Annotated in this window: 10 protein-coding genes and 1 pseudogene; 2 read left to right on the plus strand and 9 right to left on the minus strand. The window is 76.1% G+C overall.

All coding sequences use genetic code 11. The features are described 5' to 3' along the window. The coding region (locus ABWI04_RS39560) for a hypothetical protein (RefSeq protein WP_353835604.1) at positions 1-829 on the minus strand (829 nt) is incomplete at its 3' end. Between the two features lie 373 nt (positions 830-1,202). On the opposite strand from ABWI04_RS39560, the gene ABWI04_RS39565 reads away from it, so the two are divergent. Then, the gene (locus ABWI04_RS39565; protein WP_345177991.1) at positions 1,203-1,454 is read left to right on the plus strand and encodes a hypothetical protein; all 252 of its coding nucleotides are present in this window, start codon (positions 1,203-1,205) and stop codon (positions 1,452-1,454) included. Positions 1,455-1,527: 73 nt separating this feature from the next. Here the strand turns inward: ABWI04_RS39565 and ABWI04_RS39570 are convergent, their stop codons facing one another. The 3 genes from ABWI04_RS39570 to ABWI04_RS39580 form a co-directional block, all read right to left on the minus strand. Beyond that, positions 1,528-2,781: an NAD(P)-binding domain-containing protein gene (locus ABWI04_RS39570; protein WP_345177989.1), complete on the minus strand. Its 1,254-nt coding sequence runs from the start codon at positions 2,779-2,781 to the stop codon at positions 1,528-1,530. 28 nt (positions 2,782-2,809) lie between these two features. Next, positions 2,810-4,099, minus strand: a complete 1,290-nt coding sequence (locus tag ABWI04_RS39575; RefSeq protein ID WP_345177987.1) for a carboxylate--amine ligase — start codon at positions 4,097-4,099, stop codon at positions 2,810-2,812. Positions 4,100-4,492: 393 nt separating this feature from the next. Then, positions 4,493-4,669 carry a hypothetical protein gene (locus ABWI04_RS39580; protein WP_345177985.1) on the minus strand — a complete coding sequence of 59 codons (177 nt, stop codon included), beginning with the start codon at positions 4,667-4,669 and terminating at the stop codon, positions 4,493-4,495. A 91-nt stretch (positions 4,670-4,760) separates the two neighbouring features. On the opposite strand from ABWI04_RS39580, the pseudogene ABWI04_RS39585 reads away from it, so the two are divergent. Next, positions 4,761-4,940, plus strand: a pseudogene (locus tag ABWI04_RS39585) (glycosyl hydrolase family 26); the annotation flags it as partial. A 287-nt stretch (positions 4,941-5,227) separates the two neighbouring features. Here the strand turns inward: ABWI04_RS39585 and ABWI04_RS39590 are convergent. Genes ABWI04_RS39590 through ABWI04_RS39610 form a run of 5 tightly spaced genes read right to left on the minus strand, consistent with a single transcriptional unit; the run spans position 5,228 to position 10,501 of the window. Further along, positions 5,228-6,682 carry a glycosyltransferase gene (locus tag ABWI04_RS39590; RefSeq protein ID WP_353835605.1) on the minus strand — a complete coding sequence of 485 codons (1,455 nt, stop codon included), beginning with the start codon at positions 6,680-6,682 and terminating at the stop codon, positions 5,228-5,230. Further along, complete coding sequence (locus tag ABWI04_RS39595; RefSeq protein WP_353835606.1) at positions 6,675-7,862, minus strand: GNAT family N-acetyltransferase; 1,188 nt, start codon at positions 7,860-7,862, stop codon at positions 6,675-6,677. Before ABWI04_RS39595 ends, ABWI04_RS39590 begins: the two co-directional genes overlap by 8 nt. Continuing rightward, positions 7,859-8,617 carry a Wzz/FepE/Etk N-terminal domain-containing protein gene (locus tag ABWI04_RS39600; protein WP_353835608.1) on the minus strand — a complete coding sequence of 253 codons (759 nt, stop codon included), beginning with the start codon at positions 8,615-8,617 and terminating at the stop codon, positions 7,859-7,861. Before ABWI04_RS39600 ends, ABWI04_RS39595 begins: the two co-directional genes overlap by 4 nt. Then, positions 8,601-9,734, minus strand: coding sequence for a glycosyltransferase (locus ABWI04_RS39605; RefSeq protein ID WP_345177978.1), 1,134 nt, complete (start codon positions 9,732-9,734; stop codon positions 8,601-8,603). The genes ABWI04_RS39600 and ABWI04_RS39605 overlap by 17 nt, the downstream gene beginning before the upstream one ends. Further along, entirely contained in the window at positions 9,731-10,501 is a 771-nt protein-coding gene (locus tag ABWI04_RS39610; protein ID WP_353835609.1) for a polysaccharide deacetylase family protein, read from the minus strand. Before ABWI04_RS39610 ends, ABWI04_RS39605 begins: the two co-directional genes overlap by 4 nt. Positions 10,502-10,724 lie beyond the last annotated feature (223 nt).

The raw sequence follows: 10,724 nt of genomic DNA on the forward strand, positions 1-10,724 counted from the left end.
CGCCCGCGCTCGCCGCGACCGGGACGGCCGCGGGCCTGGCGTGCGACGCGGCGGCGGGCGCCGCCTCGTCCCGGGCCCGGTCGACGCCGCGCTGCGCCTTCGGCCCCTGCTGGGCGCCGGCCGGTGCGCCGTCCTCCAGCAGCGGCTGCTGGTCCGTCACCCGGTGGACGAGCCCCCCGATGACAGGACGCTCCTGAAGGAGGTCGGACACGCGCACGCCCGGCACCCCGGCCTCGCCGGCCACGTCACGCACCTGGCTGACGGCCCGGTCCTTGCCGTCGAGCACATCCTGCTGCCGTGCCCGCAGGTACCGGACGGGGTGCTCTCCGATCTCCCGCACACCACCCGGGACGGCCCCGGAAACAGAGCCGAGGCCAGAGCCACGGCCAACGCCGGGAGCGGAGTCCGAAACGGCCTCGGAGAGAGATGCCCCCTGCCCGCCGCCGCGGACCAGCCCGCCTTGACGGGCCTGGCCGCCGTGGGCGGCGTGGCCGCCGTTGTGGCGGGCCTGACCCTCGTGCCGGGCCTGACCGGCCTGGCCCTTGCGGGCCTGGGGGTCGTGGTCGGCGGTGAGGTGGCGGATGGCGGCCGCGCCGTCCAGGTTGGCGACGCGCGGGGTCTGGTCGAGGAGACCGTGGTCGTCCGGGGCGGCGGCGGGGCGTGCGGCCCGCTCGGCGGCGAAGGCGGAGTGGGTCAGCGCGGAGAGCGTGAGCCATCCCGCGAACGCGAAGCCCGCGACGGCGACCAGGCGGACCAGAACGGAGAGGAGGGCGTGCCGCGGCCGACCCTGCGGGCGCTTCGCCCCGCGCTGGATCGGTTCGGTGTGCACAGCCGCTTCCTCTCGTCGCCATGGCCGTGGCCAGGTCGTTTTCGGGTCCCGGTCGTTCCGGACGGCATGAACGTAGCACCGCCGCAACACCGATCAAGGAGCCATTGGCCGGTCTCCCGCCGTGTCTCCCCATCATTTACCGTGGCATTAATCTGGCTTTTATCTCGGCCGGTTTCCCGGTACCTGTCGCCCTTTTTGCCAGGCTCTTTCTTTTTGTCGAGACGCATGGCTTTCTCCGGAGCCTCGGTGCCCTTGCGGGACCGTCAGGCGCCGCCCCCATGCCTGGCGTCCGGGAGAAGCATGGTGGACGGTATCGGTGCGCTACATTCAGTGAGCGGGCGGTCACAACCGGCCGTCCAGCGAGGAGCCTGCGATGATCGATCCCTCGTCCGCGATGGCGCGCCTGCTGCCCGCGCGCTCCCAGCGCCCCCGGCGCGAGACCCGCCGGTTCGTCACCCGCGCCGACGCCGACCTGATCATGCTCTCCGCCGTTTCCACCGCTCATGACCCGGCGCCCGCGCGCGGCCGGTGCGGCGCGTGGACGCTCTACTCGCGCCTGCAGTGGTCCGTGGCCGTCGCCAGGGCCGAGCGCGCGCGCCGCCGGGCCCGGCCGCCCTGGGGGTGACGGCCGGCCGGTCCCGGAGAGCCGGGAGCCGGCGGGCGCCCTGGGGCGCACCGCCGGCTCGGAGGAGGATTCTTCACCTCTGGGAGGAGGTTCCCGGCTCCAGGAAGGCCGACGGTCGGCTCGCCGGCACCCGCACGCGCGGCGTCCGCCGGACGATGTGGCGCGCGATCCGCCGGGCGGCGAAGTCGGCGCCGTGCACGAACCGCATGACCGGCCCGAAGGTGGGGGCGGCGGCGAGCCCGGCGAAGTAGAGGCCGGACGTGGACGCCTCGAAGTCGCGGCTGAGCACCGGCGCCCCGAGCCGGGTCGTGATCCGGTCGCGCAGCTCGGGCGCGAGCAGGGTGAGCCGCTCGACGTCGGGGACGAACCCGGTCGCGGCGATGACGTGCTCGACCTCCGTGACGAGGCGGCGCCCCTCGTGGTCGGTGGTGGTGAGGGCGACGCCGTCGTCCTGCTCGACGGCCTTGGCGAGCAGGCGCCCCGTCGAGACGCGGATCCGCTCGTCCAGCCGGTCGCGCAGCCACCAGGAGCCCGCCGGCGGGAGCGTCTCGCGGACGATCCGCCGCCGGGTCCGCTCCGGCAGGTACCGGACGAGCCCGGGCCGCTCCGCCCACAGCCACGTCCGGTAGCCGGTGCCGAGCCCGGATCTCGGGCCCTCCCGCAGGAGGGTGCGCGGCGACCGGCGCTCCTCCGGGACGGTGTTCCAGTCGAGGACGCGCCGCCGGGCGATCAGGTGCGGCCGCGCCCCCGCGTCGGCCAGCAGCACCGCCGTCTCCAGCGCGGACTGCCCGGCGCCGACGACCGCGACCTCCTTGCCCGCGAACAGGCCGAGGTCGCTGTGGGCGCTGCTGTGCGAGACGAGCCAGGACGGCATGCCCGTCAGCTGCTCCGGGATGTGCGCGAACGGCCCGACGCCGACCGCGACGACGACCGCGCGCGCCGCGATCGCCTCGCCCGACGACAGCGTGACGAGGTAGCCGCCCGCGACGCCCTGCTCGATCTTCACGACCTGCGCGTCCTCGGTGCCCGGGACGGCTTCGGCGGCGAACCAGCGCCCGTACTCGACGAACGTCTCCAGCGGGATCGGCTGCCCGATCCGCCAGCCCGGATGGCGGTCGGTGAACCGCAGGCCCGCCTGCGGCGCCCCGAGGTTGGAGGCGAACGGCTCGGACTTGAGGTACATGCCGAGCGGCATGTTCGCGTCCCAGAACCGCATCGGCTCGCCGATGACCCGGACGTCCAGCCCGAGGTTCTGCAGGTAGGCCGCGGTCGACAGGCCGTAGGGCCCGGCGCCGGCGATGACGACGTCGCTGGCCGAGTCGCTCATGTTCGATTCCCCCCGTGTGTGCGTGGTGTTACCTGGTGCGGAGCCGTTCGACCGCGCGGAGCGCGCTGCGCCGCCCCATGGCGAGGAAGGGCGGCAGGTCGTCGCCCGCGTACCAGGCGAACTCGTCGGCCTCCCGCAGCGGGCGGAGGGTCTCCCGCAGCGGGCGCAGCCGCGGAAGCCGCGGTGTTCCGGGACCCGGGGGCGTTCCGTGGCGCGGACGCCGGGCCGACCGCGCGAGGTAGTGGTTCTCCACGAGCAGGTGGCGGCCGGGCGCCGGCCGCGCGGCGGGGACGGGCCGACCCGACTGGTGCAGGTGCAGGACCCGCGCGAGGTCGAGGCCGTCGCGGTCGGTGAACAGCCGGAACTGCGCCCCGATGCGGGGGTTGAAGTCCAGCAGGTGGTGGACGCCGGCGCCCGCGTCGAACCGGAAGTCGAGGTCGACGAGGCCGCGGCAGCCGAGCAGCCGGACGATCCGGACCGCGTGGCGTTCGAGCTCGGGGCTGGCGACCCACTCCCCCGCGACCGTGTGCCCGGCCTGCGGCGGGTGCGCGAGGTGCTTGCGGCCGGTCCCGCCGAACAGGCAGTCGCCGTCGTCGTCGAAGTAGCCCTGGAAGAACCAGTCGCCGCCCGCGGGCGGGATGCGCCGCTGCAGGATGAGCGGGCCCGCGCCGCCGTGCGGGTCGCGCTCGCGGGTGGCGGCGAACAGCCGGTGCAGCTCGCCGAGCGTGGGCACCAGCGTGGTGCTGCGCATCCCGGGGCGCATCCGCCACGGCCGCGCCCACTTGGCGATCAGCGGCAGGCCGAGCGCGGCGGCGGCCTCGTCGACGTCGGCGGCCGACTCGGGCGTGAGGCTCGGCGGGCAGGGGACGCCGTGCCGGTGGCACGCCTCCAGCAGCCGGGCCTTGTCGGCGACGCCGCGGGGGACGCCGGGGTCCTGGCGGGGGAAGACGAAGTGGGGCCTCAGGCCGTCCGCGTGCTCGGCGACGAAGATCGCTCCCGCGTCGTCCATCGGGACGAGCAGGGCGGGGCGGCCGATCCGCTCGGCGACGGTCCGCAGGTGGGCCAGCAGTTCGTCCGGGCGTTCGGCGGGCGGCCCCCAGGGGTGCCCGCGGAACAGGTAGCGGGAGCGGGACGCGGGGTTGCCGCGCCCTTCGAGGAGGGCGTGCACGGGGACCCCGGCGCGGCCGAGGCTGCGGATCACCGCCAGCGTGCCGTGGTGGAACAGGTTGCGGTCGGTGCGCAGCAGCAGGACGGGAAGGCCCGGGTCGAGGCGCGCGTTGCGGGGCTGGACGGCCCGCGGCCGGCTGTCGAAGAACATCCCCTCAGGCCCATTCCCTCGTATCGCGGCGCACCGGCATCCCTTCCCCACGGTAAATTTTCACATTTTCCACCCCGCCGACTTTTTCGCGACGGGCTCCCTTGGGCATACGATACGCATGCGAGCTGCGGATATCCATTCGACGGGACGGCCGTTCGAACCCCGGCGAAAAAGGTCGCCGTTCTGGTGTCCGCTCCCTCCTATTCTGGCCGCATCCGTGGTGTTGTTCGCCCTCATGGCGTCGGCACTGGTGACGTGGCAGCAGCCGCGGGCGATTCACCGATGGGCGGCACACGTGCCATTGGGGGCGTTTCTGGGTTCGGGCCCGGAGGGCGTGGCCCGGGTGGCCCGCTTCGAGCGCTGGCTCGGCTCGACCGTGACGGTCGGGCGCACCTACCTGCCGGGCGACGACTGGGAGGCGATCGAGGGGCCGCGGGCGATGCTGGCCGCCTGGGCGCACTGGAAGGCCGCCGACCAGCGGCGCATGCTCGTGCTCAACGTCCCGATGATGGCGCCGAACGAGGCGGGGATCCCGGTTCCGGTGCTGGCCTCGCTGCTGCGCGGCGGCATGCGCGGCACGTTCGACGACCACTACCGGACGCTCGCCGAACGGCTCGTCTCCCTGGGCGTCGGCGACGCGGTCATCGTCCTCGGCTGGGAGATGAACGGCGAGGTCTACGCCGGACGGTGCGCCCCGGATCCGACCGCGTGGAAGGCCTATTGGCGCAGGATCGTCGGCACCATGCGCGCGGTGCGGGGCGCGCACTTCCGTTTCGATTTCGCGCCGACGCGGGGCCCGGACGCGATCCCGTGGACGGACTGCTATCCGGGTGACGACGTCGTCGACATCATCGGTTCCGACAGTTATGACCAACCCGAGGGAAAGTCATTCCAGGATTTCGTCGACGAGCCCTACGGGTTGCGCGAGCAGGCGGAGTTCGCGACCGCGCACGGCAAGCCCCTCTCGTTTCCCGAGTGGGGCCTGTTTCGCAATTCCGACAATCCCGCGTATGTACGGGGAATGCACGACTGGATCATGTCGCACGACGTCGTCTACCAGTCGATCACGGACTACTGCCCGCACGGGGTCTGGTCGTGCGGCGGCGGGAACCCCCGCTCGTCCGCCGCCTACCGGGAGCTGTTCGGCGGCGTGACCGCCCCGCCGCCCCCGGGCAAGGGCCCGTTCACCCCGACGCCCGCCGCCTCCGCACCGGCCGCCTCCCCGCCTGCCGCGTCCGCACCGGCCACATCCGCACCGGCCACATCCGCGCCGGCCGCCCCGGCATCGGCCGTTCCGGCGCCCTCCGCGCCGGCCCCGCCCGCGCCGCCCTCCGCCAAGCCGTCGGTCAAGGCGCCTTCGAAGCCGCCCAGGCCGCCGAAACCGGTGACGCCGAGGCCGCCGTGGTCGGGGCCGCCCGCCACCGCCCGCGCGTCCGCCAGGGCCTCCGCGGGGGTCTCCCCGAGCCCGGCGACGTCGCGGGTGACGGCCGCGAGGAGCGCCGCCGTCCTGCCGATGTCGTAGGCGGCGGACGCGGCGACCGCCGCGCGCCCCTCCCGCTCGGCGATCCCGGGGAACAGCAGCCGCCCGGCCATCTCCTCGGCGAGCGCGGCGGGGTCCTCGACGGGCACCAGCGCGCCCAGCCCCGGGCGGACGACCTCGGTGATGCCCGGGATGTCCGTTCCCACGAGGGGGCGGCCGGTGGCGAGGGCCTCCAGCGCGGTCAGCGGCAGCCCCTCCCACCGGGACGGCAGCACGATGAGGTTGGACGCCGAGAGCCAGTCGCGCGGGTCCTCCACGGCCGGGACGAACCGGATCCCGGCCACGCGCTCGCGGCGCAGCCGGTCCAGGTCCTCGCCGTCCCCGACGATGGCGAGCTGGGCGGACGGGCAGCGGGCGGTGACGCCCGGCCAGGCCGCGACCAGAACGTCCTGCCCCTTCTGCCGGGTCAGCCGCCCGATGCACACCGCGAGCGGCACGGCGGCCTCCAGGCCGAGACGGGTGCGGGCGGCGAGGCGCGCGGCGGCGTCGGCGGGCGCGAACCGGCGGCGGTCGACGCCGTTGCGGACGAGCCGGTACGGCCCGCGCACGCCCGCGCGCTCGCCCTCGCGCAGCTCGCCGGTCCCGACGCAGACCAGGGCGTCGCTCCACCGGGCGCCGGCGCGTTCCCACAGGCGGCTGAGGGTGTCGGTCCGCCCGGTGGCGGCGAGCCACGACCAGCCGTGCGGCTGGAAGATCGTGGGCGTGCCGGCCGGGCGGCCCAGCAGCCGCCCGGCCAGGCCCGCCTTCGAGGAGTGCAGGTGGACGACGTCCGGGGCGAAGCCCTTCACCAGGCGGCGGAGGCCGAGCGCCTCCAGCGGGGTGCGGGGGCCGGGGGCGCGCCCGGCGTCCCACCTGAGCCAGGGCACGCCCGCCGCCATGCACCGCTCGGGCAGGTCGCCGCCCGGCGGGCAGGCGACCGCCACCTCCCAGCCGCGCCGCCGCTGGTCGCCCGCCGCCTGCCCGACGTAGACGGCGACCCCGCCCGCGTTCGGCTGGCTGACGTGCAGGATCCGCAGCGGGGTGCCGTCCCGCGGGTCAGTCATGGAGCAGCGGGGACGCGCTCCCGGACGGGCCGGCGTGCGCTCCCGGCCCCCCGCGCCGCCGCTCCGCCAGGTACGCGCGGGTCCGGGCGAGGCCGGCGTAGGCGGCGGCCGGCGCGGTCCGCCCGAGGATGATCCGCTCGTTCCGAACGGCCGCCGGGCGCCACTTCAGCTTGTACGGCTCGTCCCCGCGCAGCAGGCTGACGCCCTGGCGGCGCCGGTCCCGGGCGAGGGCGAGGTCCTCGCGCAGCATCATCAGCGAGACGTCCACGCGGGACCGCAGGTCCGGCAGCGCCCCGTAGAGGTAGGCGCCGACGTGGCGGTGCCCGATCAGGACGAGGTCGCTGGCGACCAGCCGGCCGTCCCACCGGTACTGCAGGACGGCGGCGCGCCCGTCGCGGACCATCCCGGCGGCCGCCTCGGCGAGGTGGCGGCGGAACCGCCCGCGGGTGTGCTCGGGGTTGATCGGTCGGCCGCGCCACTGCCGGGCGTGCAGGTCGAGCAGCGCGTGCACGGCGTCGGGGACCTGGTCCGCCGGGACGCTCTCGGCCGTGATGCCGCGCACGTCGATCTTGCGGAGCTTGGCGCGCATCTTCCCGGCGGTGCGGCGCGGGAGCCGGTCCAGGACGGCGTCGATCCCGGCGCCGGTCCCGGGGTCTCCGCCGCCGGCGGGCAGTTCGAGGCACACCGAGGACGGCGTCCGCCACGTCCCGCGCGGCCACTGCGCCGCCACCAGGTGCGCCGCCGAGCCGGGACGCACCTCGCGCAGGTCGAGCGCGCACCATCCGCGTTCGTCCAGCAGGGCCCGGGCGAGGTGCCGGACGGCGCCGTCGGCGTGGACCGGGTCGAGCAGGACGTCGGTGAAGTCGCTCTGGTCCGCGGCGATCGGGACGAGCACCGGGAATCCGTGCCGCACGCACGACGCCAGCGGCGCCGCCGCGACGAGCCTGCCGCGGCGCCGGACGGTGGCGAGGCGGAGCCGCCCGCGCGTCCCGTACCAGCCCCACCACGACTTGATCCACTCGTAGGACTGGAAGGGCGTCGCGGCCGGGCTGCGCTCGTAGAGGTCGCGCAGGTCGTCGGCCAGGGCGATGAGGGCCTGCTCGTCCCGGTGCACCTCGGCCGACCACTCGGTGGAGGCGCCGGGCGGCGCGGTCAGCAGGGAGGGCGCGGTCACGGTCACGAGCCCACCTCCACCCGTCCGGTGGGGACGGGACCGGCGATCTTCTCTTCGAGGGCGCCCGCTCCCGCCGCCGACGGGACGTGGCCCCGCTCCCGGCGCCCGGCCCGCCCGCGCCGGCCGCTCATGACGGCGGCCGCGAGCCCGGCGAGCAGGATCCCCGACGCGGTGCCGACGGCGAGGCCGAGCGGCAGGTTCGGCGACGACGGCTCGGCGGGCGGTTCGGCGAGCGTCATCAGCGCGACGCGGACGCCGGTGTCGGAGCGGTGGGACGTCCCGTACCGGACGAGCGCGTCCGCGGCGGCGTTGGCGTACGCGGCGGCGTCGCGGGCCGTCCGGCCGCTGCCCGCGAGCTTGATCAGGGGCGTGTCCGGCGAGGTGGACGCCTGGATGTGTTCGCGGGTGGAGCCGCTCTCCCCGTCCGGCAGCGGGAGCGAGGAGTAGGCGAGGGTCTCCGGGAGCGGCGCGAGCCGCCCGAACGCCTGCGCGAAGCTGACCGCCGCCGGGCCGGACTGGCCCTTCCCGGCGTCCACGACCAGGACGTACGCCGTCGCGGTGTAGGTGGTGGGCGCGAACACGGCGTAGCCGAGCCCGCCGAGGAACCCGGCGAGCACGAACACGATGGGCAGGCCGAAGCGCCGCGCCGTCGCGGTGACCAGCCCGCGCAGGCGCCGGGCGGCCGGGCCGAACCGGCCGGCCCGGCGCACCGTCCTCGGCGGTCTCGGCGGCCTCCTCCTGGCGTCACGTCGCTGCATCATGAGCCCTTTCTCGTATCGGTTCGGCCCCGCCGGCGAACGGGTCGGGGCGGTAGAGCCGGGCGAGCTCGGCGGCCCGCTCGGCGACGGCGTAGCGGGCGACGGCCGGCGCCACCCGCGTCCGGTCGCGGGGTTCGCGCAGGACGCGCCCGAGTTCGGCGCTCCAGACCCCGGCGTCGGAGGGCAGGCGGCGGGCGTCCGGGGCGTCGCCGGGCGGGAGGTGGTCGAGGGCGGGGCAGGCGGTGTAGCGGACGGGCAGCCCGGCGGCCAGCCCCTCCAGGACGCCGAGCCCGAACGTCTCCTGGACGGACGGCGCGGCGAGCACGTCCATGGCGGCGAGGGCGCCCGCGACGTCGGAGGTGGCCCCGGCGAAGACCACGCGGCCGGCGGCGCCGCGCTCGCGCGCGAGCCGGGCGAGCGCCTCCCGCGCAGGGCCCGCGCCGACGAGCAGCAGCCGGACGCCGTCCAGCCGCGCGACCGCCTCGACCAGCAGGTCGAACCGCTTGGTCGGGACGAGCCGCCCGACGCCGCCGACGACGGGCTCGTCCGGGCCGATCCCGAGGCGGCGGCGCGTCGCGGCCCGGCGGGCCGGGTCGAACGCGAACGCGGCGGCGTCGACGCCGTTCGGGATCACGACGATCCGGCCGGGGCGCACGCCCCAGGCGCGGAGCCGGTCGGCGACGGCGGGCGACACCGCGACGGTGGCGGACCCGAGCCGCTCGGTCGCCCGGTACAGGGCCCGGACGCCGCGCGTCGTGGCCCGCCCCTCGATGTGGCCTTCGCCGAGCGAGTGCTCGGTGGCGATGACGCGGGGCGCCCCGGCCATGCGCGCGGCGATCCGGCCGTACACGCACGCCCGGTAGAGATGGGTGTGGACGACGTCGTACCGCCCGCGGCGGATCAGCCGGGCCAGCCGGGGCAGCGCCCCGAGGTCCCGGTTGCCGCGCATCCCGATCTCGTGGACGGGCACGCCCGAGCGGCGGATCTCCGCGCCGAGGGCTCCGGCCCGGGTGAGGGTCGCGACCTCGCAGGACACCGGCAGGTGGCGCAGCAGCAGCGCGAGCTGGCGTTCGGCGCCGCCGTGGTCGAGGCCGGTGATGACGTGCAGGACCCGGGTCACACGCGGCTCCTCCGGCGCAGCTCGTGGCGGACGAGCTTGACGCGCAGCCGCAGCGGGCCGTCCCGGTCGCCGACATAGGTGCGGGGCAGCGCGTGCCGTCCCGGCTCCTCGGGCCGGATGTCGCACGCGTAGTCGTAGCCGGCGGCGCGCACGGCCTCGACCTCGCGGGCGGTGGCGTGCCCGTACGGGTAGGCGAAGCCGGTGACCGGGGCCTCGACGAGGTCCTCCAGGACGGCGCGGCTCTCCTCCAGCTCCTCGCGCAGCTCGGTGTCGTCCGTCTCGGGGAGCGAGACGTGGTGGCGGCCGTGCGAGGCGACCTCCATCCCGACGTCGGCCACGGCGCGGATCTGCTCGGCCGTCATGAGCGGTTTGCGCGGACCGTCGTCCCACGCGTTGTAGGTGCCGATGCGCCCGGACACGACGAACACCGTCGCGCCGAACCCGTACCGCACCAGCGCCGGGACGGCCCGGGTCGCGAAGTCGGCGTACCCGTCGTCGAAGGTGAGCCCGACCAGGCCGCGGGCCCGTCCGGCGGCGTGCGCGTCCAGCAGCTCGCGCATGCCGACGCCGCGCAGGCCGCGCGCCCGCATCCAGGCCATCTGCCGCCCGAACCGCGCCGGCGACACCGTCACCAGGTGCGGGTCCTCATCGAAGTGGTCGACCGAGTGGTACATCAGCACCGGCAGCGCGTGCCGGACGCCCTCGGCCGTCCGTGCCGGGAGCTGGGCCGGTTCGGTCAGGTGACTCGGTTCTGTCGGCTTGCTCACTGGTGTCCCCCGATTCGGTGCGGCCGCGCCGGTGGCGCCCACCGAGCGGCCGTGAAGCGATCCATGGAGCGACGAGGCCGGGTCCCGCCAGGACGGCGAGGACGGCGAAGACGGCGGCGACCGCGAGCCCGCCGGCCGCCAGGCGGACGACCGGCCTCGTCGCTCCATGGATCGCTTCACGGCCGCTCGGTGGGCGCCACCGGCGCGGCCGCACCGAATCGGG

It is taken from the genome of Actinomadura sp. NPDC000929, assembly GCF_040492065.1.
Lineage (GTDB): Bacteria > Actinomycetota > Actinomycetes > Streptosporangiales > Streptosporangiaceae > Spirillospora > Spirillospora verrucosospora.

Excerpts from the sequence above, each read along its gene's own strand:
- ABWI04_RS39600 (WP_353835608.1), bottom strand. The coding sequence starts at position 8,617 with ATGATGCAGCGACGTGACGCCAGGAGGAGGCCGCCGAGACCGCCGAGG.
- ABWI04_RS39580 (WP_345177985.1), bottom strand. The coding sequence starts at position 4,669 with ATGCCGCCGCGCAGCAGCGAGGCCAGCACCGGAACCGGGATCCCCGCC.
- ABWI04_RS39565 (WP_345177991.1), top strand. The coding sequence starts at position 1,203 with ATGATCGATCCCTCGTCCGCGATGGCGCGCCTGCTGCCCGCGCGCTCC.
- ABWI04_RS39590 (WP_353835605.1), bottom strand. The coding sequence starts at position 6,682 with ATGACTGACCCGCGGGACGGCACCCCGCTGCGGATCCTGCACGTCAGC.
- ABWI04_RS39570 (WP_345177989.1), bottom strand. The coding sequence starts at position 2,781 with ATGAGCGACTCGGCCAGCGACGTCGTCATCGCCGGCGCCGGGCCCTAC.
- ABWI04_RS39575 (WP_345177987.1), bottom strand. The coding sequence starts at position 4,099 with ATGTTCTTCGACAGCCGGCCGCGGGCCGTCCAGCCCCGCAACGCGCGC.